Source organism: Mesorhizobium amorphae, from assembly GCF_014843845.1.
GTDB classification, from domain to species: Bacteria; Pseudomonadota; Alphaproteobacteria; order Rhizobiales; family Rhizobiaceae; genus Mesorhizobium; species Mesorhizobium amorphae_A.
In genome coordinates, this window is record NZ_JHQS01000053.1 from 124,685 (window position 1) to 147,562 (window position 22,878).

Consider the following 22,878-nt stretch of genomic DNA (forward strand, 5'->3'; position numbering starts at 1 on the left):
GACGCTTTGGAACTTCATAATTGGCGCACGATCTTTTCCGAAAACCGATTACACTTTTCGGGACCGTGCGCTAGGACCAATCGGCATGACGAACGCAAGTGAAAATCAAGTTTCGGACAGAGTCGCGGTGGTGATCGTCGCCGCCGGTCGCGGCGCGCGTGCCGGACAGGTCGATGGTCCGAAGCAGTATCAGAGCATCGGCGGCCGCGCCGTGATAACACGCACGCTGGACACGTTCCTGGCGCATCCAATGGTTGGCCAGGTCGTCGTCGCCATCCATGCCGACGACCGCGACCTCTTCCGCAAGGCGGCCGGCGCCAATGCCGACCGGGTCATCACTATTACGGGCGGCGATTCGCGCCAGGCCTCGGTACGGCTGGGGCTGCTCGCCTTGCGGGACCACGCGCCGGGCCGGGTCCTCATCCATGACGCGGTGCGTCCCTTCGTCGACGACGGCTTGATCGAACGCACCATCGAGGCCATCGGCGAACGCCAGGGGGCACTGCCAACGCTGCCCGTCGCCGATACGTTGAAACGCGAGTCGGCCGCCGGCATGATCGAAGAGACCGTGTCGAGGAACGGGCTTCACGCCGCCCAGACACCGCAAGGGTTTCCGTTCTGGCCAATCCTGGCGGCGCATGAAAAGGCGCATCAGCTGGGCAAGGCGGATTTCACCGACGATGCCGCGATCGCCGAATGGGCGCATATTCCGGTCAAGATCGTCCCGGGCTCGCCGGACAATGTGAAGCTCACCTGGGCAAGGGATATTGCTATGGCCGATCAGCGGCTCTCCGGCGAACGTCAGCGCTTTCCGGACATCCGCACCGGCAATGGCTATGACGTCCACGCCTTCGAGCCCGGCGACCATGTCACCCTGTGCGGCGTTGCCATTCCGCACGACAAAAAGCTGTCCGGCCATTCGGATGCCGATGTCGGCCTTCATGCCCTGACCGATGCGCTGCTTGCCACCTGCGGCGCCGGCGACATCGGCACGCATTTCCCGCCCTCCGATCCGCAATGGAAGGGTGCTGCGTCGCGTATCTTCGTCGAACATGCGGCTAAGCTGGTGCGCGAACGCGGCGGACGCATCGCCAACGCAGACATCACGCTGATCTGCGAGGCGCCGCGCGTCGGCCCGCACCGCGAAGCGATGACGGCAGCCCTTGCTTCGATGCTGGGCATTACGTCGGAACGAATCTCGATCAAGGCGACGACCAACGAAAAACTTGGCTTTGTCGGCCGCGAGGAAGGCATTGCAGCGATCGCCACCGCCAGCGTGGTGTTTCCGGGAGATGTGCCTGCATGAGCAACGCCGAACTCGCCAACGCCCTGCTCCAGGCCTGCCAGCAGCACGCCATCATGCTGGCGACGGCCGAAAGCTGCACCGGCGGCCTGGTCATCGCCGCGCTCACCGATATCGCCGGCTCTTCCGCCGTAGTCGATCGCGGCTTCATCACCTATTCCAACGAGGCCAAGATGGATATGCTCGGCGTCTCCGCCGCGACGCTCGACGCGCATGGCGCGGTCTCGCGCGAGACCGTCCTCGAAATGGCGGCGGGCGCGCTGGCGCATTCACGCGCAACCCTCTCGCTTGCCGTCACCGGCATTGCCGGACCGAGCGGCGGCTCAGCGGAAAAGCCGATCGGCCTGGTCTGGTTCGGGATAGCACTTGCAGGCCAGCCGGTTGTCGCCGAGCACCGGCTGTTCGGTCATAAGGGCCGCGAATTCATCCGCCACGAGACGGTGCGGCACGCGCTGCAACTCGGCCTGCGCGCCTTGGGCGAAAGTTAAGCCGGCTTCGCGCCGTAGATTACGTCCGCCCGCCTCTCGAAAGCTTCGGAAAACATGCGGAAGCCGCGGTCGAACATCGTGCCCATCAGCGCGCCCAAGATTCGGCTCTTGAACTCGTAGTCGATGAAGAAGTGGACCTCGCAGCCGCTGGTCGCCGGATCGAAGCGCCAGATGTTGCTCAGATATTTGAACGGGCCGTCGATGTATTTGACGTCGATGGTGTTCTCGTCCGGCTTGAGCAGCACCTGCGTGGTGAAGGTCTCGCGGATCGCCTTGAAGCCGATGCTCATATCGGCGACGAGAATGGTGCGGCCATCGCGCTCCTTGCGCGAGCGCACGGTCAGCGCCTCGCACAACGGCAGGAACTGCGGATAGGCCTCGACATCGGCGACCAGCCTGAACATCTCTTCCGGCGTATGGGCGACGCGGCGGGTGGCTTCGAATTTCGGCATGAAGACCGGATATCAGGCGGTTTTTCTGAGCTGCGCTTCGCGCGCCGCGCGCAGCCTGGCGAAATCGTCGCCGGCATGGTGCGAGGAGCGCGTCAGCGGGCTCGACGCCATCAGCAGGAAACCCTTGGTCCGGCCGATCGTCTCGAAGGATTTGAACTCCTCCGGCGTGACGAAGCGGATCACCGGATGGTGCTTCTTCGACGGCTGCAGATACTGGCCGATGGTCATGAAGTCGACATTGGCCGAACGCAGATCGTCCATCAGTTGCAGGATCTCGTTCCGCTCCTCGCCCAGGCCCACCATGATGCCGGACTTGGTGAAGATCGACGGGTCGAGCTCCTTCACCCGTTGCAGCAGCCGGATCGAGTGGAAATAGCGCGCACCCGGCCGCACCGTCAGGTAGTTCGACGGCACCGTCTCGAGATTGTGGTTGAAGACGTCGGGCTTGGCCGCCACGACGATCTCCAGCGCCCCATCCTTGCGCAGGAAGTCCGGCGTCAGGATCTCGATCGTCGTCGATGGCGTCGCCGCCCGGATCGCGCGGATGACCTCGGCGAAATGCTGCGCACCGCCATCGGCGAGATCGTCGCGGTCGACCGAGGTGATGACGACGTGGCTGAGGCCCATCTGCTTGACGGCATGCGCGACGCGCGCCGGCTCGTCGGGATCGAGCGCGGTCGGAATGCCGGTGGCGACATTGCAGAAGGCGCAGGCGCGCGTGCAGATCTCGCCCATGATCATGAAGGTGGCGTGCTTCTTCTCCCAGCACTCGCCGATGTTCGGGCAGCCGGCCTCCTCGCACACCGTGACCAGCTTGTGCGACTTCACGATCTCGCGCGTCTCGGCATAGCCCTTCGAGACCGGCGCCCTGACGCGGATCCAGTCGGGCTTGCGCAGCACTTCCTGGTCAGGCTTGTGCGCCTTTTCGGGGTGCCGCAGCCGCGGTGCATTGGCGATCGTGTCGAGAACAGTGACCATCTCAAACCCGGTTCATTGGCGAGCCCCTGTCCGGCGCTCGCGTTCCAACGTCATCTAAGGCTTTTCGGCGCAAAGAAAAAGGTCATGCCGGCGCATGACGGCAGGGCCTTTTTCGCATAGCAGATATCGATGCCGGCTAACGGCGCACCAGCCGTCCTACAAAGATCAGCAGGCAGGCACCGATGAAGCCGGTGATCAGATAGGCGAACCAGCCGACGCCGAAGGGCTCGATGCTGAGGGCTCTGAGGATTGCGTTCAGCACCACCGCGCCGACGATGCCCATGATGATGTTCATGAAGATGCCGGTGTTGCTCTTCATCACCATCTCGGCCAGCCAGCCGGCCAGACCTCCGATGAAGATGGCTGCAATCCAGCCCACGCCATTCACGTCCATATGCCCACTCCTCGTATGATGGGTGAAAATGCATCCGCAAACGAACTGCCTTGCCGTCGCGTTCCTCCGAGCATTGCGCGTGAGTCCCGCACGGCCAATTTATCATGCGTTGAGCGCCCGGCCATAGGCGTCGAGCACGCTCTCCTTCATCATCTCCGACAGCGTCGGATGCGGGAAGATGGTGTGCATCAGTTCTTCCTCGGTGGTCTCGAGGTTCATCGCCACGACAAAACCCTGGATCAGTTCGGTGACTTCGGCGCCGACCATATGCGCGCCGAGCAGCTGGCCGGTCCTCTTGTCGAAGATGGTCTTGATGAAACCCTGGTCCTCGCCGAGCGCGATCGCCTTGCCGTTGGCGCCGAACTGGAAGCGGCCGACGCGGATGTCCTTGCCTTCGGCCTTGGCCTGGGCTTCGGTCAGGCCGACCGAAGCGACCTGCGGGTTGCAATAGGTGCAGCCCGGGATCTTCAGCTTGTCGGTGGCATGCACGCCGGGGAAATTGGCGATCTTCTCGATGCAAACCACGCCTTCATGCTCCGCCTTGTGGGCAAGCATCGGCGGTCCGGCGACATCGCCGATGGCGTAGATGCCAGGCACGTTGGTCTTGCCATAACCGTCGACGACGACGCAGCCGCGGTCCGTCTTCACCCCGAGCGTTTCGAGACCGAGGTTCTCGATATTGCCTTGCACGCCGACGGCCGAGATCATGCGGTCGGCGGTGATCTTCTCGACCTTGCCGTCCTTCATCTCGACATGCGCGGTGACCGAATTGGCTGATTTCTCGACCTTGGTCACCTTGGCCTCGAGGATGATCTTCATCCCTTGCTTCTCGAATTGCTTCTGCGCGAATTTGGAGACCTCGGCATCCTCGACCGGCATCACCGCCGGCAACAGCTCGACCACGGTCACCTCGGCGCCCATGGTGCGGTAGAAGGAAGCGAATTCGATGCCGATGGCGCCGGAGCCCATCACCAGCAGCGACTTCGGCATCTCCTTCGGCACCATCGCCTCGAAATAGGTCCAGATCAGCTTGCCGTCCGGCTCGATGCCGGGCAGCGCGCGCGGCCTGGCGCCGGTCGCCAGGATGATGTGCTTGGCGGTGTAGGTGCCCTCGCCCTTGACGCCCTTCGGCGCCGGCGGCTGCGGCTCCATCGGCTTCTTGGCCGTCTTGGAGACGATGATCTCACCCGGCTTCGACAGCTTCGCCTCGCCCCAGATGACGTCGACCTTGTTCTTCTTCATCAGGAAGGCGACGCCGCCGTTAAGGCGCAGCGACACCTTGCGCGAACGGTCGACGACGGCGGCAGTGTCGGCGCTGACCTTGCCGTCGAGCTTCAGGCCGTAATCCTTCAGATGATCCGAATAGTGCATGATCTCGGCCGAGCGCAGCAGCGCCTTGGTCGGGATGCAGCCCCAGTTGAGGCAGATGCCGCCGAGATGCTCGCGTTCGACGATCGCCGTCTTGAAGCCGAGCTGCGCGGACCGCACCGCCGTGACATAGCCGCCGGGGCCGGAGCCGATGATGATGACGTCGTAGGATTCAGCCACGGGTTTTCTCCCTGATTTTCTAGAGTTCCAGCATCACGCGCACTAGCGGTGCCAGCGCCTTGCCGATGTTTCGCGTGTTTTCGGCATCGAGATGGACGCCGTCGAGCGGCGTGGTCGTTGCCACCGTGCCGGCATCGAAGAAGCCGCAGCCGGCCTCGTCGGCAAGTGCGGAATATTGCGGCGCCAGCCGTTTTGACGCTTCATCGCCGCCGGCAAACATTTCCTTGAATTCGGCATTGTCGGTGCGGCTGACCGCGGGCGGCGCGACGAGCAGGATCTGCGGCGCCGGCCAGTCGAACGGGTAGTCGTGGCCGCGCACGATATCGATCAGCCGCTGCATGCCTTGCTTGGCGGCGACCGGATTGCCGTGGATCCACGGCTTCATGTCGTTGGCGCCGAGCATGATGATGATCAGATCGAGCGGCGCATGCGTCATCAGCACCGTCGGCAAAAGCCTGGCACCGTTGCGATCGGCGCCGGCCAGGTGGTCGTCGAAGGCCGTGGTGCGGCCGTTCAGGCCGTCAGCGATGACCTCGATGTTGCCGCCCAAAGTCGCGCGCAGCACGCTCGGCCAGCGGTCTTCCAGCGCATGGCGGCCGAGGCTGGCGGCGTCATAGCCCCAGGTTAGCGAATCGCCAAAGCAGAGAATTGTCTTCATGCGCTTGTCCCACCCCTGCCGAACCCTGCCGCCGAGCCTTTGAGGCGCCAGCGCACGAACAGCCATTGCACGATGATCGCCACGACGCCGGGCAGGATCAGCCCGGCAACGATGGAAAGATCGCTTGCGGTCGCACGGTTCTCGGCCGGCACGGAAAACGTCCAGCCGGCGAGCGCCAGCAGAGTCAATGCGAAAACCGCAAGCAGCCAGCACAACATCCGGTCGACCGCTCGAACCGGCTCGGCGCGGAACTGGACCAGAAAGAAGATGACCGTCACGACGATGACGATCAGGGCCGTCGCCGCGAAGACCAGTATGTACTCTTCCGTCGCGCCGGTGAGGACGGCCAGTTCCTGCACCACCAGCCCGCCAGCCAGACCGGAAAGGATGAAGGCGAAAAGGCTGGTGAAGAATTTCCGCACCGCCTTTTCCTTTCCTAGACCAGCATGCCCATCGGGTTTTCGATCATGCGCCTGAAGGCGCCGAGCAGTTCGGCACCCAGCGCGCCATCGACGGCGCGGTGGTCGGTCGACAGCGTCACCGACATGACGGTGGCGATCTTGATCTCGCCATTCTTGACCACCGCCCGCTCCTCGCCGGCGCCGACCGCCAGGATCGTCGCATGCGGCGGGTTGATGACGGCGGCAAAGTCCTTGACACCGAACATGCCGAGATTGGACACCGCCGTCGTGCCGCCCTGATACTCTTCCGGCTTCAGCTTGCGGCTGCGCGCCCGGCTCGCCAGATCCTTCATCTCGTTGGAGATGGTGGACAGCGTCTTTTCGTCGGCATGCCGGATGATCGGCGTGATCAGGCCGCCGGGGATCGACACGGCAACGCCAACGTCGGCGTGCTTGTGCTTGACCATGGCGCTGTCGGTCCACGACGCATTGGCATCCGGCACCGCCTTCAGCGCCATGGCCATCGCCTTGATCACCATGTCGTTGACCGAGAGCTTGTAGGCAGGCGCCTCGCCCTTCTCGGTCTTCTTCACCGGTGCCGCAGCATTGAGCTGCGTGCGCAGCGCCAGCAGCGCATCGAGTTCGCAGTCGAGCGTCAGATAGAAATGCGGGATGGTGCTCTTGGCCTCGACCAGCCGCCGCGCGATGGTCTTGCGCATATTGTCGTGCGGGACGAGTTCGTAGGAGCCTTCAGCGAACAGTTTTAGCACCTGATCGTCCGACATCGCCTTGGGTGCTGCAGCCGCGGGTGCCGGTGCGCCGGCGGGCGCCGCCTTCGCAGCCGGGGCTGCCTTGGCGCCGCCGCCGGCAATCGCCGCCTCGACATCGGCCTTGACAACGCGGCCATGCGGGCCGGTGCCCGTCACCGCCGAGACATCGACGCCGGCGTCCTTGGCGATGCGGCGGGCAAGCGGCGAAGCGAAGGTGCGTTCGCCCCCGGCGTGACCATTGGCAACCGGAGCGGCTTCCGCCTTGGCCGGCGCAGGCGCCGCGGCAGCGGCTTCAGGCTTCGGCGCCTCGGCCTTTGGCGCTTCGGCTTTCGGAGCTTCAGCCTTGGGAACGGCATCGCCACCACCCTTCGCCGCAGCCCCTGCATTCTCGCCTTCGCCGGCAAGAATGGCGATCAGCGCGTTGACCTTGACGCCCTCGGTGCCGGCTGGAACGACCAGCTTGGCAACCGTGCCTTCATCGACGGCCTCGACCTCCATAGTCGCCTTGTCGGTCTCGATCTCGGCGATCACGTCGCCCGGCGAAACCTTGTCGCCTTCCTTGACCAACCACTTGGAAAGATTGCCCTCTTCCATTGTGGGCGAGAGCGCCGGCATGGTGATGTTGATTGGCATTTTTTCCTCCCGCCCGGCTCAGCGATACGTGACGGCTTTGACCGCCTCTACGACCTCGCCGATATTCGGCAATGCCAGCTTTTCGAGGTTGGCCGCATAAGGCATCGGCACGTCCTTGCCGGCGACGGTGATGACCGGCGCGTCGAGGAAGTCGAAGGCGCGCTGTGACACCTGGTTGGCGATATGGTCGCCGACCGAGCTCTGCGGGAAACCTTCCTCCACCACGATCAGGCGGTTGGTCTTCTTCACCGAGGCGATGATGGTGTCGAAATCGAGCGGCCGGATCGACCTCAGATCGATGATCTCGGCGTCGATGCCCATGCCGCGCAACTCGGCCTCCGCCTTGATCGCATAGGTCATGCCGATGCCGAAGGAGACGATGGTGACGTCCTTGCCCTGCTTGTGGACACGAGCCTTGCCGATCGGCAGCACGAAATCGTCAAGCTTCGGCACGTCGAAGGACTGGCCGTAGAGGATTTCGTTTTCGAGGAAGATGACCGGGTTCGGATCGCGGATCGCGGCCTTGAGCAGGCCCTTGGCGTCGGCGGCCGTGTACGGCATCACCACCTTGAGCCCGGGAACATGGCTGTACCAGGCGGCATAGCACTGCGAGTGCTGGGCGGCGACGCGGGCAGCCGCACCGTTCGGTCCGCGGAAGACGATCGGCGCGCCCATCTGGCCGCCGGACATATAGAGCGTCTTGGCGGCGGAATTGATGATCTGGTCGATCGCCTGCATGGCGAAGTTGAAGGTCATGAACTCGACGATCGGCTTCAGCCCGGCCATCGCAGCACCGACGCCGACGCCGGCAAAGCCATGCTCGGTGATCGGCGTGTCGACGACGCGCCGAGGTCCGAATTCCTGCAGCAGGCCTTGCGTGATCTTGTAGGCGCCCTGGTATTCGGCAACCTCCTCGCCCATGACGAAGACGTCGCCGTCGCGGCGCATTTCCTCGGCCATGGCATCGCGCAGCGCCTCGCGCACCGTGGTCGAGACCATCTCGGTGCCGGCCGGAATGTCCGGATCGGCGGCGACTTCGGCCTTCGGCGCCGCGGCGACAGGTGCAGCGGCCTCGCTCTTGGCCGCAGCCGGCGCTGGCGCCGCGACTTCAGCCTTGGCAGGCTCTTCGCCGATGCCTTCGCCGGCCTTGTCGACGTCTTCGCCGTCAACCGCAAGCACGGCGATCACCGCGTTGACCTTGACGCCTTCGGTGCCGGCAGGAACCACGATCTTGGCAATCGTGCCTTCATCGACGGCCTCGACTTCCATCGTCGCCTTGTCGGTCTCGATCTCGGCGATGACGTCGCCGGCGACAACCTTGTCGCCTTCGTTCTTCAACCACTTGGAAAGATTGCCCTCTTCCATGGTCGGCGAGAGAGCGGGCATGAGAATTTCGATCGGCATGTCCTTGCCCTCCCCTTACAATACGATGTCGGTCCAGAGCTCGGACGGATCCGGCTCTGCGTCGTTCTGGGCAAAATCGGCGGCGTCGGCGACGATGTCGCGGACTTCCTTGTCGATGGTCTTGAGCTCGTCCTCGCTTGCCCATTTCTTATCGATCAACCGCGCCTTGACCTGCTCGATCGGGTCATGCTCGGAGCGCATCTTCTGCACTTCTTCCTTGGAACGATACTTCGCCGGGTCGGACATCGAATGGCCGCGGTAGCGGTAGGTCTGCATTTCGAGGATCAGCGGACCGTTGCCGGAACGGCACCATTCGGTGGCAAGGTCGGCTGCAGCCTTGACCGCGCGCACATCCATGCCGTCGACCTGGATACCGGGAATCTTGAACGAGGCACCGCGATGCGAGAAATCGGTCTCGGCCGACGAGCGCGACACCGAGGTGCCCATGGCGTAGCGGTTGTTCTCGATGATGAAGATCACCGGCAGCTTCCACAGCGAGGCCATGTTGAAGCTTTCATAGACCTGGCCCTGGTTGGCCGCGCCGTCGCCGAAATAGGTCAGCGAAACATTCTTGTTTTCGCGATAGCGGTTGGCGAAGGCGAGCCCGGTGCCGAGTGACACCTGCGCGCCGACGATGCCGTGGCCGCCGTAGAAATGCTTCTCCTTGGAGAACATGTGCATGGAGCCGCCCTTGCCCTTCGACAGGCCGCCGCGGCGCCCGGTCAATTCGGCCATGACGCCGCGCGGCGACAGCTCCATCGCCAGCATGTGGCCGTGGTCGCGATAGGCGGTGATCATCTGGTCGCCGTCGATCAGCGCCATCTTCATGCCGGTGACGACGGCCTCCTGACCGATATAGAGGTGGCAGAAGCCGCCGATGAAGCCCATGCCATAGAGCTGGCCGGCCTTTTCCTCGAAGCGTCGGATGAGCAGCATGTGCCGGTAGGCGGCAAGCTCCTCGTCCTTGGTGAAGTCGGCTGGCTTGGGGGCTGAAAGTCCCGATGATTTGACGGATTTGGCAGGCGCTTTTCTGGCGGCGGTGGCCATGCATCACTCCCTGTTGGCGTCTCTTTGCGGACATTAGAGCAAGATGAAATCTGCTCTGAGGGAGATCAGTTCTCCCCACCGATTTGAGCAAGGCTAACACGCGGGAAAGCGTTTCGCCATGCAGAAAAATGCATGGCTGTCATGCGTCTAAGCGATTAAAATCATTGCAAATATCAACGATTAACTGAAATTCAGTTATTTCTCTGAAGCCGGCAGCATGATGGTGATTTCGTCGGCATGGGAGACATTGAGCGCCTTGCGCGCCTGCTCGTCAAGCATGTCCTTCTCCAGCGTACCTTCATGCATCAGCTGGACACGGCGCTCGAGATCGACCCGCCGCGCCTTGATGGCATCGAGCTTGCCCTGCAGATCGACCGCCTGGGCCGCGAGCTGGTACTTGGAGTAGATGCCGAATTCGCCATGGTAGGCGTGGAAGCCGAAATAGGCCAGGAACAGCACGCAGAGCGAGGGGATGATCAGCCGGCCGGTGTTTCTCTGCTTGTGCTGGCGTGTCCACATGGCGCTCGTCCTCTCAAAGCTTCTTTCTCGCCGATTGTGCTTAATGGACGGTTACGGACGGCCGGATTCGGCAGCGGCGAAAAATAAAAGGGCGGGAATGTTCCCGCCCTTTTCGCTACTGGACATGGTCCGGAGATCAGCTTTTCACGATCGACTTGCCGGCATAGCGCGCCTGCTTGCCGAGTTCTTCCTCGATGCGGATCAGCTGGTTGTACTTGGCCATGCGGTCGGAGCGCGACAGCGAGCCGGTCTTGATCTGCCCGCAATTGGTGGCGACCGCGAGGTCAGCGATGGTCGAATCCTCGGTTTCGCCCGAGCGGTGCGACATGACGGCGGTGTAGGCGGCCTTGTGCGCGGTCTCGACCGCATCGAGCGTCTCGGTCAGCGAGCCGATCTGATTGACCTTGACCAGGATCGAATTGGCGACACCCATGCGGATGCCGTCGCGCAGCCGCGCCGTGTTGGTGACGAACAGATCGTCGCCGACCAGCTGGGTCTTCTTGCCGATCAGGTCGGTCAGGATCTTCCAGCCTTCCCAGTCGTCCTCGGCCAGGCCGTCCTCGATCGAGATGATCGGATAGTCGGCCGCGAGCTTGGCCAGGTACTTGGCCTGTGCCTTCGGATCGCGGGTCTTCTTCTCGCCTTCATAGACGTAGTTGCCGTCCTTGAAGAACTCGGTCGCCGCGCAATCGAGGCCGAGCGCCACCTCCTCGCCCGGCTTGAAGCCGGCCTGCTCGATCGATTCCATGATGAAATCGAGCGCCGACGGCGCGCTCTTCAGGTTCGGAGCGAAGCCGCCCTCGTCGCCGACATTGGTGTTGTGGCCGGCATCCTTCAGCTTCTTGCGCAGCGTGTGGAAAATCTCCGAGCCCCAGCGCACGCCATCGCGCAGCGTCGGCGCGCCGATCGGCAGGATCATGAATTCCTGGAAGTCGATCGGGTTGTCGGCATGGGCGCCGCCATTGATGATGTTCATCATCGGCACCGGCAGCACATGCGCCTTGGCGCCGCCGACATAACGGTAGAGCGGCAGGCCGGCCGCTTCGGCGGCAGCCTTGGCGACCGCCAGCGACACGCCGAGGATGGCGTTGGCGCCGAGCCGGCTCTTGTTGGGCGTGCCGTCAAGCTCGATCATGGTCTGGTCGATATGGATCTGGTTTTCGGCTTCCATGCCGCCGATCGCCTCGAACAGTTCGCCATTGACGGCCTCGACCGCCTTGAGCACGCCCTTGCCAAGATAGCGGGGCCCGCCGTCGCGCAACTCAACGGCTTCATGAGCGCCGGTCGAGGCGCCCGACGGCACCGCGGCGCGGCCCATGGAGCCGTCTTCCAGCACCACGTCGACCTCGACGGTCGGATTTCCACGGCTGTCCAGGATTTCACGCCCGACAATGTCGATGATGGCGGTCATTTGCGATGTCCCCGATTGATCGATTGAAGCGTCGCGCCCCTCTTAGCCAAAGTGCTGCAAAAGGCAATCGGGCGGCTTGCAAATAGTGCCGCCGCGTCGATTCACGAAGCGCAAATTTCTGTCATCATAAGTCATGCGCGGCAAACTGGTTTCTGGTCTATGATTCTCCCGCGCGGGGCGAAACAGGAGGAGTTTCGCCATGTCCCAGTTGAGCGGTATCGTGAGTTTGTTCCTGATCGCGGCGGCGTTCCTGACATCGTGCGACAGTCAGAAGCCACCGCAGGGCGCGGTACAATTGTCGACCCTCAACGCGGCGGAGTAGGTTTTCTTCGCAGACAAAGGGCCCCCGGTCATTCGGGGGCCCTTTTCTTTTGCGGCTGGGTTGCCCAACCGGTCAGTGCCAATAGGGCTCAACCTTGTAGTAGTCATATGACGCATCGCGCGCCATCTCGCCGTCAGCGCCCGTCAATTCGTTGATGGAATAGGCCGGAGCGGATTTCAGCTGTTCCTTGGAGAACGGCACGACATAGCCGCCCTTGTCCTCGTCATAGTCGAGGCTCGCCCACGGAATGGCATGGTATTTCTCGCCGATGCCGAGAAATCCGCCAAAGCCGATGACCGCGAACATGATGCCGTTCGAGGTCTTGTCGAGCATGACGTCCTCGATGCTGCCGATGTGCGTGCCTTCGGTGTTGTAGACCGACGTGCCGATCACCCGCGAAGCGGCAATGGCTTCGGTGTGTCCCGTCTGGGTTGTCATGATGGTGCTCCTCTTTGTCTCTGCCACTATGCATTGACAATGAGGGGCGCTGACGAAGGTTCCAGACTTTTCTTCGGCGGTGGAAAGCTATTCGGCGAGAATGAACGTGACCTTCATATTGACTCGGTACGCGGCGATCTTGCCGTCCTCGACGACGATCTTCTGGTCTTGGATCCAGGCGCCCTCGACGTTCTTGAGGGTCTTTGCGGCGCGTGCAATTCCCTTTTCGATGGCGTCCTGAAAGCTCTTTTTGGACGATGATGTGATCTCGGTGACGCGGGCGACGGACATGGCTTCCTCCTGCCAAGACGCTCAGTTGCAGGGCAAGCCTACAACTGACCCCGGCAGACGACAAGCGCGGGTGCTAGCCCTTGGCGACTCGGTCGAACGCCATCAACCTTTCGAGCAGCGCCGGCAGATCCTTTAGCGGCACCATGTTGGGGCCGTCCGACGGAGCATTGTCGGGATCCTGATGCGTCTCGATGAACACACCGGCAACACCGACCGCGACCGCCGCGCGCGCCAGAGTCTCGACGAAGCGGCGGTCGCCACCGGTAGAGCCGCCCTGCCCGCCCGGCTGCTGCACCGAATGCGTCGCGTCGAAAATCACCGGCGCGCCGATCTCGGCCATGATCGGCAGAGCGCGCATGTCGGACACCAGCGTGTTGTAGCCGAACGAGGCGCCGCGCTCGGTGACCAGCACATTGGCGTTGCCGGATCCCGTCACCTTGGCGACGACGTTCTTCATGTCCCATGGCGCCAGGAACTGGCCCTTCTTCACATTGACCACCTTACCGGTCTTGGCGGCGGCGATCAGCAGATCGGTCTGCCGCGACAGGAAGGCCGGTATCTGCAGGATGTCGACATGCGGCGCGACTAGCGCGCACTGCTCCTCGGTGTGGATGTCGGTCAGAATTGGCAGCGAGAATTCCTTGCACAGATCGTCGAACACCGGCAGCGCAGCCTCGAGCCCGGCGCCGCGCGTGCCGCCGAGCGACGTGCGGTTGGCCTTGTCGTAGCTGGTCTTGTAGACGAGCCCGATGCCGAGCTTTTGCGTCAGTTCCTTGAGGGCGCCTGCCATGTCAAAAGCATGCTGGCGCGATTCAAGCTGGCATGGTCCGGCGATCAGCGACAGCGGTGCTGTGTTGGCGAACACGACCTTGCCGACGGTTACCGACGAATTGGGCTTGCTCATGGGGTCTCCCGAAAGATAAAGGCCGCGCCCTGCCCGGGCGCCGGCGGCACGACAATGTCATTGCCGCGTATGTTGTGTTCGACAGATCCGGCTGCAAGCAGCCTTGCTGCGGCGTCGGCACTGCCGACCGAAAAGACGATCGCCGCAAACCGAAGTTGCGATGGCGCGCCGGCCGGAATGCCGAAGCGGGTGGCAAAGGCGGCAGGATGCAGAATGGTCAGAGTTGCATTCGGCAACTCGAACACGTCGTCATCCTTGTTCGCCGAGCCGGTGGCGATCGAGATCAACCCGCGTTGCCCGGCGGGCAGATCGCTGACTGCCACGATCTCGACAATACCGGTGACGCCATTGCCATGGCCCTGCAGCGCCGTGCGGTCGATTTTCGGCGCATTGATCCGCTCGCAAGCGAACAGGAACGCGTCCGTAGCCGCGTCGCCTGCAGCGAAGGCCAGTTTGAAGGAGGCCATATCGCTCTTGCCGTTCACATCGGTGAAGGCCCGCGAAAAGCTCAGCTCGTCTCCCGCCGACAGGCCGGCTTCGACGTAGCGTGCGTGGTCCGCATCGGCGTCTGTCGTTCCGAAGACCAAGGCGCTGAACCCTTCATTGCCAAGGCTGTCGCGATAGAGACGGTCGCGTGCGACGAACACATTGCCCTCGGCGATCGCGCTCGCCGCTGTCTGTCCATTGCCGACCGCGAGCGGCTCCAGATAGGTGCCGTCGGCGAAGAAGACGCAGCAATTTTCCGTGCCGAACGGATGGATGCCGGTCGGCGCCACGACAAAGCCGAGCGAGGCAAGCCGCGCCCGCGCGACATCGAGGCTTGCGGTCGGCAGCACAAGGTGATCGAGCGGGTGAGCCGCGGGCGTTTTGGTCATGCGGGTGCGGTGTGCATCATTCCCAAGGCAGGTTCAAGAGCCTCACCTTGTGCCGCCTCGGCATCGGTTGCCGTTCCTGATCGCACTTGCAGTCACCGGCAAGCAACCCTAGCTCACAACCATGAAGAGAATCGTCCTCGTGGCAATGGCGATTGCGGCGATCGTGGTTGTCGCCGCGCTGGTGCTGAGCACGCGGCCGGGCGTCGACCCGGCCGAGACTTCCGCCGTCCAGACGGAATGAAACCGTTCATCCCTTGCATTCGAGGGCATTGCCTGCAGCCGAAATTCGCTCAGGCAGCCACGACATCGGCCGAATAACGCAATTCGCGCAATGGTTTGACCCGGCTGGTCGTCTCGGCGTAGAGCGGATGCGCCTTGTAGGCGGCGAGTGCGGCGTCATCTTCGAATTCGGCATAAACGACCACGTCGATCGCATCCGACAGCGGATCGACCTTGGTGTTGAGGGTCACTTCGAAGAGGCTGGAATACGGGATCTTGCCCAGCGCCATCAATCCGTCGCGCACGGCTTCCACATCCTCTTTGCGCCGGGCGCTGAAGAAAACGATATGCCGGATCAACAAAACCTCCTGATCGGTATGCGCGGGTGTTTTGTGCGAGCGCAGCCGTCGCGTCAACCGGCAACGATGTCGCGCCAGGTCCTTTGGGATGCCGATATCGAAGTTAGGCCGCGCCGGTGACGTAGCGCACGATGCGCGACATCTCCCTGACCGTGTAGTCGAGGTAGCGGCCTTGATTGTAGAGGCCGTCCCAGATCAGGAAGAAGGTGAAGGCGACGATCACGATTACATAGCGCATGGCTAAAACTAACGCATATGGGTAGGCGCAACCATAGCGATTCCGATCGCCACGGACACTCTCCAGCGGATTTTCGCAACGCCGGATTCGGTTGCCTGGCACTGCGGTGCTTGCCGCTTGCCTCTTGAAGTTCCCGCCGATGACGTGGAAGATTGTCGTGGGAATTCACAGGGAAGCGCGAAAACCCTTGAGGGGCGCGTTTTCATTCGAGCCCGCCCGCTGCCGAATCGGCCAGCTGCCGAGATCGGGGAGCGGAGTTCGAAGCCTGGCGAAGGAACCGCGAGAGGGTGGGAGCCGGCATATTGCGCCGGCTCTGCGGAAGTTCAGGGGCGTGACATGACCTGCAGCGAACACAAGAGCGGTGGCCTGGGCGGCATGGCTCCCGGCGACGCGGTAAGGCTCGACGAGCTCAACTTCGCCGAGATCGTCAAGGGGCTGCCGGCCAAGGCACGCATGGTCCTGTCGGCCGCCATGAACCTGCCGCGCGGCTCGCTCAAGGTCAGGATGCCGGACGGCCGCGCTGTGCTCGTCGGCGGCAAGGCGCCCGGCCCCGACGCCGAACTGGTGCTGAAGAACTGGCGCCTGCCCGGCCGCGCCTTTTCCGGCGGCACGATCGGCGTCGCCGAATCCTACATGGACGGCGATTGGGAAAGCCCTGACGTCACCAGTTTCCTGGAACTTTTCGTGGTCAACTCGGCCATCGGCGAGCGTGTCGCCGGCGGCGCCAGCTGGCTGATCAACACCGTCCAGCGCATCCGTCACTGGTTCAACGACAACACCCGCACCGGCTCGAAGCGCAACATTTCGGCGCATTACGATCTCGGCAATGCCTTTTACAAGCAATGGCTGGACCCGAGCATGACCTATTCGTCGGCGCTCTACGCCACCGGCGCCAACGATTTGGAAAGCGCGCAAGCCGCCAAATACCGCGCGCTGGCCAAGGACACCGGCATCGGCAAAAAGGACCATGTGCTAGAGATCGGCTGCGGCTGGGGCGGCTTTGCCGAGTTCGCCGCGCGCGAGATCGGCTGCCGGGTCACCGGCCTGACCATCAGCCGCGAGCAGCACGATTTCGCCAGCGAGCGCATCCACAAGGCCGGGCTGGCCGACAAGGTCGACATCAAGCTGCAGGACTACCGCGACGAGACCGGCACCTATGACCGCATTGCCTCGATCGAGATGTTCGAGGCGGTCGGCGAAAAATACTGGCCGGTGTTCTTCGCCAAGATGAAGGCCTGCCTGAGACCCGGCGGTACGGCGGGCCTGCAGATCATCACCATCAACGAGGATGCCTACGACACCTATCGCGCCCGCCCGGACTTCATCCAGCGCTATGTGTTTCCGGGCGGCATGCTGCCGACACCGTCGATCCTGAAATCGCTGGGGAGAGACCATGGCCTCGCCCATCTGCGCGAGCGCGTCTTCCCGGACGACTACGCCCGCACGCTCGCCGAATGGCGCCAGCGTTTCTGGGGATCCTGGGAAAAGATCGTCCCGCTCGGCTTCGACGACCGCTTCAAGAAGCTCTGGGAGTTCTATCTGCACTATTGCGAAGCCGGCTTCCGCGCCAGCTACATCGACGTCCGCCAGGTGGTCTACAAGGCCTGATGCGTAGCTAGAGCAATTCCAGGAAAAGTGCGTAGCGGTTTTCCGTCCGGAATTGCGTTAAAACAATAGAGCGGTTCTGCGTATCCGTGAAACGGTGAACGGCTCTAGGAGGGCGGTGGTCGCATGAGCACGGATTGCTCATGCGAACGTGATGAAACCGCGATCGGACACCGGGCGTTTCCCTCTGTCCGCCGCTTCGCACTGCATCATGTCAAAAACGAGCGCGGAGCGTCCTTGGCAACAGGAGGCTTCCTTGAACCGAACCCAGACCGCCGCCGGGCTGTTGCTTGCCGTGATATCGGCAACCGCAGCTCAGGCGAAATCATCCATCCCCACAGTCACCAATGACCCGCTGGGTGCGAACACCGCGGCAACCCTGACACCTGGAATCAGCGACCTCATCAACAACACGCCGACATCGTCCATCCCGGCGATCCATCACCCAAGAGGCATGACGCCCTTGACCGTTCCCAATGATCCGCTGGGCAATTCCATCCAGCCCGCGTTCCCCGGACCGGTCACCGCTCCCGCGACCAGCTCGCCCTAGCCGCAGCCTGACAGGCGGCCCAAGCAAGTTGACATTGTGGCTAATTAAACGGCGCGCCGCCATCGCGTCGAAAACCGCCCGATAAGCGCCAAGCGGCTTCGTCCTACTTTAGATCCGGAAGCTGACCGGCAGTTTTGAACTGTGGATCTTCAAGAGCCGACATTCAGGCCGGCTGGGGCATCGTCGTGACCTGACCCCTAATGGTCATTCCGGAGGCGAGATTGCAGGGCCGAATCGGATTGAGAAAACGGACGTTCGGCCATGCTATCTGCGCCGACCGTCGCGCCACCCCATTGGCGAGACGCTCGTGAGCCTCTTGAAACCCCGACTGAAGGCCGCCTCCGCCAGCCTACAGTGGATCGAATTAAACAAATGTTGACAAACGTAAGCCTACGGTGAAGGTCGCCTTAGGACGAACATTGCAAGTCCGGGGAATAATCCTGGGAGGAGTCCTACGACGTACTGGCCCCATTTGCGGCGGAATGGGTGTCCACTAAACGATTAAGCCTTGGTGGGGGGTCAACCGCGAAAATGTTGCGAGAACGAGGACCCCATCAATGGCTGCGATTGCTCTTCCTGGCGATTGGACCGGACAGTACAAAGGATCGGAGCTGAACCTCTCCAGTTTCAAGCTCTCCTTTTCCGACGAGTTCAATACGATGGATGTCGTGCCGAACAACGGCACCGGCAAGTGGTTCGCGCCTGTGCATGCCCCCTATGGGGCCGCCACGTTCATGTCGCCGGCGGGAGCAACGAACCCGTTCTCCGTCTCTGACGGGCAGCTGACCATTACCATGAAGCAGGTGGACGGCGGCTGGCAGTCGGGAACGATGCAAACGGTCAACAGCGCCGGCCAGGGTTTCGCGCAAGAGTACGGGTACTTCGAGATGCGCGCCGCCTTTCACGGCGGGGCGGGAGCCTGGCCGGCTTTCTGGATGCTGTCGCCCGATCAGACTGTGCCACGCGTCGAGGTCGACATCGTTGAAGCGTATGGCGGCGATCCCGATGGTCATCACCAGGCGGTGCACTTGAGCAATAAGGAAAGCCACGCTTCGAAAGGCAACTATACGGGCCTCGCCGGTTCGATGTTTGACGGGGCGTTTCACACCTACGGCGCGAGGATCACGACGGACTGGATCACCGTGTACTATGACGGCAAGGAGCTGAGCCGCTTTCCAATGAGCGAGTCCTTCCGCACGCCACTTTATATGCTGGTCTCGCTGGCCATGAATCCGAAAGAGGTCGAGCAGGCGTCCGGCACGTACAAGATGGTCGTCGACTACGTGCGCGCCTATGCCGCGCCGGACGTGATGGAGCAGCACCTGACCGGGACGGATGCGGCGGATATCCTGAACGGCGGCAGCTTTGATGACGTTCTGGACGGGAGAGCTGGTGCTGACAAAATGTCCGGCGGTTTCGGCAACGATACCTACCGCGTCGACAACGCATTCGACGTAGTCATTGAAACTGCCGGCGCTGGCATCGATCTGGTCATCACCTCGATGACGTATTCGCTGTCCGGCCAGAAAATAGAGCAGCTCACGCTCACCGGCGTTGCCGACATCGACGCGACGGGTAACGAACTCGACAACACGCTGGTCGGCAACGCCGGCAGGAACCTGCTCTCCGGTTTGTCCGGCGACGACACCCTGCGGGGCGGCGCCGGAGCCGATCGGCTCGACGGCGGAGTCGGAATCGACAAGATGGAGGGCGGCGCAGGCAACGATACCTACTATGTTGACAATGCGTTCGACCGCGTGGTCGAGGGCGACGCGGCGGGCAACGACCGGGTATTCAGCTCGATCACCTATTCACTGCCCAGCCATGTCGAAAATATGACTCTCATGGGCGTCGCCAACATCAACGCCCAAGGCAATTCTTCCGACAACGAGCTGACCGGGAACAATGGGAACAACCGGTTATATGGCTATGATGGCGCGGACCGGCTTGATGGCGGGAGCGGGGCCGACCTTTTGAATGGCGGTGCCGGCAACGATACCTATTATGTGGACAATGTGCTGGACAACGTCATCGACGAAGCGGGCCTCGACCAGATTTTCAGCTCGGTCACGTACTCACTGGCGGTCGATCGCCGGGAGGTAGAAAATCTGCGTCTGACCGGCAATGCCGACGCCGGAGCCACGGGAAATTCCCTCGACAACGTGCTCTACGGCAACGACAGCGACAACAAGATGGACGGCGGCCGAGGCAATGATACCGTGCTTGGGCAGGGTGGCAACGATGCACTAACGGGCGGCCTGGGTATTGACCAGCTTACTGGTGGCGCCGGTAACGATTCCTTCATTTTCAGCGCGCCGCTCTCGGTGGCCAACCGCGACATTATCACGGATTTCAACCATTCGGCCGACTCAATCAGGCTCCAAAATGCGTATATGGAGGCGCTTGGAGCCACCACCGGAGCCCTCGACCCAGACTACTTCTTCGCTGGAACCAGCGCCCACGACGCCGACGACCACATCGTCTATAACAAGGTTACGGGTGAGTTGTTTTACGATTCCAACGGAATTGCAGCAGGTGGCGTGACACAGCTCGCGACGCTGACGAACAGGCCGACGCTGCTCGCCGACGATTTTTTCGTGATCTGATCCGGCGCCTACAGCGGTGCGCGTGAAAACGAGATCACGCGCACCGCTGTAGCTTCTTGTTTGCGCATCGCTTTGTTCGAAAAGCCGGTGACCACTTTTTCGAGCGCTGCTCTAGACTAAGAGACGGTTCGCCTGGTGGAGAACGACCGCCTTGCATCATCGGCAGGGCGTTCACAGATGTCGCCTCGCACGTCAGCTGTTAGCGCAACCGCGACCTCGGCGTGGCATCAGCAATGTCCGCTTGTGGTAGGCGGTCAAGTCGGTCGGAATGACCGACATGCGGCGCAAAGCGGTCGTTCACATCGCAGCAGTCCGGTCAGAATTAGCCGGGCAATTGGTGGGCGTGCTATGTTCAGGTTGGCACCGCCGGGCTTCACAAAGCGATCCGGTATTTGGCAAACCCTGCCTCGCCCTCGCCTGCGGGCTCGATCTTCAGGGATTTCACCTCGGCGATGAAATCCTTCGCCTTGGGTCCGGTCTCGAACACGACGCTGGTTCCAGTCAACGGCGCGAACGACCAGTTGTCGTCGGCGGATGGGTTTATCGTACCCTCGCTGATGATGTAGCGCACGATCACGTCGCGGTTGGTGTCCGGCGCCTCATAGATGATCTTCGAGGCATTGATGTCGGGGAAATTGCCGCCGCCGCCAGCGCGGTAGTTGTTGGTCGCAACGACGAATTTCGCTGCGGGATCAATTGGCTTGCCGTCGAACATGAGATCGACGATGCGGTTCGAGCCGGCATTCGCCAGACCACCCTTGGCATCGTATTTCGGCGGCTGCGACAGGTCGATCTTGTAGCTGACGCCGTCGATCACGTCGAAATTGTAGGACGGGAAATCGGTATTGATCAGCGGCTCGTCCGCTTTGCCCGCCTCGATCCGGTTGAAGATGCCGGCCGACATCTCCAGCCATTCCTTGACTTGCGCGCCGGTGATTTCGACCGCCCGCACGGTGTTCGGATAGAGATAGAGATCGGCGACATTCTTGATGGCGATGTCGCCCACGGGAACGTCGGTATAGTAGTCGGCGCCGCTGCGCCCGCCGGCCTTGAAGGGAGCCGCAGCCGACAGCAGCGGCACGTCTTTCCACTGCGTGCTCTTCAATATGTCCTTGAGATACCAGCTCTGCGCCTGGTTGACGATCTGCACCGACGGATCGTCGGCGACCAAAGCGAAATAGGAATAGAGCGGCGCCGACGTCTTGCCGACCGGACGGCGCACATAGGCCAGCGTCGCCTCATGATCCTGCTCCAGCGCCGCAATGATGCGCTTGTCGTCGTTGACCGTCGCCTTGTTCTTGTTGTCGACCCGCTCGTAGATCGGCCGCGCCTCGGACGTCGCCGAAACGACCCGCCATTTCGAGCCGTCGCGCTCCAGCAAAAGATCGATCAGGCCCATATGCGAACCCCAGAACCCGCCCATCACGGCAGGCTTGCCCTGCAGCGTGCCCTTTTCGGTGTCGACGGCCTCGAGCGATTGAAAGTCCTTCTTGCCGGGGAAGACGAGATGCTGGTGGCCGGTGAACACGGCGTCGACACCTTCGACGCCGGCGACGAAGAAGGAAGCATTTTCCATCATGTCGCCTTGCTTGACGTCGATGCCGGAATGCGAAAGCGCAATCACGATGTCGGCGCCCTGCTCCTTGATTTCAGGCACCCAGGCCTTGGCCGCGTCGACGATATCGCGCGTCTTGACGTTGCCTTCGAGGTTTTTCAGGTCCCAGACCATGATCTGCGGCGGCACGAAGCCGATGATGCCGATCTTGATAGGCTGCTCGGCGCCGGAGCCATCCTTGATCTTCTTGTCGAGGATCACGTACGGTTTGAGGTAGAGCTTGTCGTCGCGCGGATTGGCTGCGAGCTGGGTGCCGCGGATCAGGTTGGCGCAAACGAACGGGAAATTGGCGCCGGCCATCACCTTGTCCAGGAACGAGAGGCCGTAGTTGAACTCGTGGTTGCCGAGCGTCGAGCATTCGTAGCCGAGCAGGTTCATGCCTTTCATGATCGGATGCAGGTCGCCGTCCTGCATGCCCTTCTCATAGGCGATGTAGTCGCCCATCGGGTTGCCCTGCAGCAGGTCGCCATTGTCGATCAGCATCGAGTTGACCGCTTCCTTGCGCACGGCATCGATCAGGGAAGCCGTGCGTGACAGGCCCATCGTGTCGTTTGCTTTGTCGGCGTAGTAATCATAGGGCAGCACGTTCACATGGATGTCGGTCGTCTCCATGATCCTGAGATGCGCCTGGTTGGCCTGGGCGCGGGCGGAGAACGGGTGCAGCATGATCAGCGCCCCGGTTGCGGCGGCACCCGCCAGCAGTGAGCGGCGGGAGACAGGGTGGAGCAGTTGGGACATTGTTTTTTCCTGTTTCGACAATGCGACAAGCCCTGCCCCGAAGCGAAAGCTTCGCGCCGAAATCCGGTCATGTCCATCTGGAATCCAGTCGATCAGCAAAAGGTGACGGGCG

General features: G+C 62.2%; 24 protein-coding genes. 6 read left to right on the plus strand and 18 right to left on the minus strand.

The features are described 5' to 3' along the window. Positions 1–85: 85 nt before the first annotated feature. Entirely contained in the window at positions 86–1,306 is a 1,221-nt protein-coding gene (locus DH08_RS21185; protein ID WP_192181163.1) for a bifunctional 2-C-methyl-D-erythritol 4-phosphate cytidylyltransferase/2-C-methyl-D-erythritol 2,4-cyclodiphosphate synthase, read from the plus strand. Next, a complete protein-coding gene (locus tag DH08_RS21190; protein WP_192181164.1) occupies positions 1,303–1,791 on the plus strand; it encodes a CinA family protein in 489 nt (162 codons plus the stop codon). Before DH08_RS21185 ends, DH08_RS21190 begins: the two co-directional genes overlap by 4 nt. Here the strand turns inward: DH08_RS21190 and DH08_RS21195 are convergent. The 11 genes from DH08_RS21195 to eno form a co-directional block, all read right to left on the minus strand. Next, positions 1,788–2,243 carry a type II toxin-antitoxin system RatA family toxin gene (locus tag DH08_RS21195; protein WP_192181165.1) on the minus strand — a complete coding sequence of 152 codons (456 nt, stop codon included), beginning with the start codon at positions 2,241–2,243 and terminating at the stop codon, positions 1,788–1,790. The two genes, DH08_RS21190 and DH08_RS21195, sit on opposite strands and share 4 nt — an antisense overlap. Positions 2,244–2,255: 12 nt before the next feature. Then, positions 2,256–3,221 (minus strand): lipoyl synthase, encoded by a 966-nt coding sequence (gene lipA / locus DH08_RS21200; protein WP_192181166.1) that lies wholly within the window; start codon positions 3,219–3,221, stop codon positions 2,256–2,258. 136 nt (positions 3,222–3,357) lie between these two features. Then, positions 3,358–3,615, minus strand: coding sequence for a GlsB/YeaQ/YmgE family stress response membrane protein (locus tag DH08_RS21205; protein ID WP_192181167.1), 258 nt, complete (start codon positions 3,613–3,615; stop codon positions 3,358–3,360). A 102-nt stretch (positions 3,616–3,717) separates the two neighbouring features. Next, the gene (lpdA, locus tag DH08_RS21210; RefSeq protein ID WP_192181168.1) at positions 3,718–5,163 is read right to left on the minus strand and encodes a dihydrolipoyl dehydrogenase; all 1,446 of its coding nucleotides are present in this window, start codon (positions 5,161–5,163) and stop codon (positions 3,718–3,720) included. 19 nt (positions 5,164–5,182) lie between these two features. After that, complete coding sequence (locus tag DH08_RS21215) at positions 5,183–5,821, minus strand: SGNH/GDSL hydrolase family protein (RefSeq protein ID WP_120015286.1); 639 nt, start codon at positions 5,819–5,821, stop codon at positions 5,183–5,185. Further along, complete coding sequence (locus DH08_RS21220) at positions 5,818–6,243, minus strand: hypothetical protein (RefSeq protein WP_192181169.1); 426 nt, start codon at positions 6,241–6,243, stop codon at positions 5,818–5,820. Before DH08_RS21220 ends, DH08_RS21215 begins: the two co-directional genes overlap by 4 nt. A gap of 14 nt (positions 6,244–6,257) precedes the next feature. Next, positions 6,258–7,625, minus strand: coding sequence for a pyruvate dehydrogenase complex dihydrolipoamide acetyltransferase (locus DH08_RS21225; RefSeq protein ID WP_192181170.1), 1,368 nt, complete (start codon positions 7,623–7,625; stop codon positions 6,258–6,260). 18 nt (positions 7,626–7,643) lie between these two features. Further along, positions 7,644–9,029: a pyruvate dehydrogenase complex E1 component subunit beta gene (locus DH08_RS21230; protein ID WP_192181171.1), complete on the minus strand. Its 1,386-nt coding sequence runs from the start codon at positions 9,027–9,029 to the stop codon at positions 7,644–7,646. A 15-nt stretch (positions 9,030–9,044) separates the two neighbouring features. After that, complete coding sequence (gene pdhA / locus DH08_RS21235) at positions 9,045–10,076, minus strand: pyruvate dehydrogenase (acetyl-transferring) E1 component subunit alpha (RefSeq protein ID WP_192181172.1); 1,032 nt, start codon at positions 10,074–10,076, stop codon at positions 9,045–9,047. Between the two features lie 195 nt (positions 10,077–10,271). Continuing rightward, complete coding sequence (locus tag DH08_RS21240; RefSeq protein WP_192181173.1) at positions 10,272–10,595, minus strand: FtsB family cell division protein; 324 nt, start codon at positions 10,593–10,595, stop codon at positions 10,272–10,274. 136 nt (positions 10,596–10,731) lie between these two features. Then, entirely contained in the window at positions 10,732–12,006 is a 1,275-nt protein-coding gene (gene eno, locus DH08_RS21245; protein ID WP_192181174.1) for a phosphopyruvate hydratase, read from the minus strand. Positions 12,007–12,205: 199 nt separating this feature from the next. Between eno and DH08_RS36950 the strand changes: the two genes are divergently transcribed. Further along, on the plus strand, positions 12,206–12,328 hold the full coding sequence (locus DH08_RS36950; protein WP_281034914.1) for a hypothetical protein: 123 nt from the start codon (positions 12,206–12,208) through the stop codon (positions 12,326–12,328). A 72-nt stretch (positions 12,329–12,400) separates the two neighbouring features. On the opposite strand, the gene DH08_RS21250 is transcribed toward DH08_RS36950, so the two are convergent. The 6 genes from DH08_RS21250 to DH08_RS36955 all read right to left on the minus strand — a co-directional run bounded on the left by DH08_RS21250 (position 12,401) and on the right by DH08_RS36955 (position 15,652). Beyond that, the gene (locus DH08_RS21250) at positions 12,401–12,766 is read right to left on the minus strand and encodes a PRC-barrel domain-containing protein (protein ID WP_006205401.1); all 366 of its coding nucleotides are present in this window, start codon (positions 12,764–12,766) and stop codon (positions 12,401–12,403) included. A gap of 87 nt (positions 12,767–12,853) precedes the next feature. Continuing rightward, complete coding sequence (locus DH08_RS21255; protein ID WP_019858016.1) at positions 12,854–13,057, minus strand: dodecin family protein; 204 nt, start codon at positions 13,055–13,057, stop codon at positions 12,854–12,856. A gap of 73 nt (positions 13,058–13,130) precedes the next feature. Then, on the minus strand, positions 13,131–13,961 hold the full coding sequence (kdsA, locus tag DH08_RS21260) for a 3-deoxy-8-phosphooctulonate synthase (RefSeq protein ID WP_192181175.1): 831 nt from the start codon (positions 13,959–13,961) through the stop codon (positions 13,131–13,133). Further along, positions 13,958–14,836 (minus strand): VOC family protein, encoded by an 879-nt coding sequence (locus DH08_RS21265; protein ID WP_192181176.1) that lies wholly within the window; start codon positions 14,834–14,836, stop codon positions 13,958–13,960. The genes kdsA and DH08_RS21265 overlap by 4 nt, the downstream gene beginning before the upstream one ends. 290 nt (positions 14,837–15,126) lie before the next feature. Then, positions 15,127–15,414, minus strand: coding sequence for a Dabb family protein (locus DH08_RS21270; RefSeq protein WP_192181177.1), 288 nt, complete (start codon positions 15,412–15,414; stop codon positions 15,127–15,129). Between the two features lie 103 nt (positions 15,415–15,517). Further along, positions 15,518–15,652, minus strand: a complete 135-nt coding sequence (locus DH08_RS36955) for a hypothetical protein (RefSeq protein ID WP_282595053.1) — start codon at positions 15,650–15,652, stop codon at positions 15,518–15,520. A gap of 336 nt (positions 15,653–15,988) precedes the next feature. Between DH08_RS36955 and DH08_RS21280 the strand changes: the two genes are divergently transcribed. The 3 genes from DH08_RS21280 (at position 15,989) to DH08_RS21290 (ending at position 20,413) form a co-directional block, all read left to right on the plus strand. Further along, a complete protein-coding gene (locus DH08_RS21280) occupies positions 15,989–17,260 on the plus strand; it encodes an SAM-dependent methyltransferase (protein ID WP_192181178.1) in 1,272 nt (423 codons plus the stop codon). A 253-nt stretch (positions 17,261–17,513) separates the two neighbouring features. After that, positions 17,514–17,807: a hypothetical protein gene (locus DH08_RS21285; RefSeq protein ID WP_192181179.1), complete on the plus strand. Its 294-nt coding sequence runs from the start codon at positions 17,514–17,516 to the stop codon at positions 17,805–17,807. A 557-nt stretch (positions 17,808–18,364) separates the two neighbouring features. Beyond that, complete coding sequence (locus tag DH08_RS21290) at positions 18,365–20,413, plus strand: family 16 glycosylhydrolase (protein ID WP_192181180.1); 2,049 nt, start codon at positions 18,365–18,367, stop codon at positions 20,411–20,413. Between the two features lie 373 nt (positions 20,414–20,786). On the opposite strand, the gene DH08_RS21295 is transcribed toward DH08_RS21290, so the two are convergent. After that, positions 20,787–22,766 carry a bifunctional 2',3'-cyclic-nucleotide 2'-phosphodiesterase/3'-nucleotidase gene (locus DH08_RS21295; protein ID WP_192181181.1) on the minus strand — a complete coding sequence of 660 codons (1,980 nt, stop codon included), beginning with the start codon at positions 22,764–22,766 and terminating at the stop codon, positions 20,787–20,789. Positions 22,767–22,878: the final 112 nt, after the last annotated feature.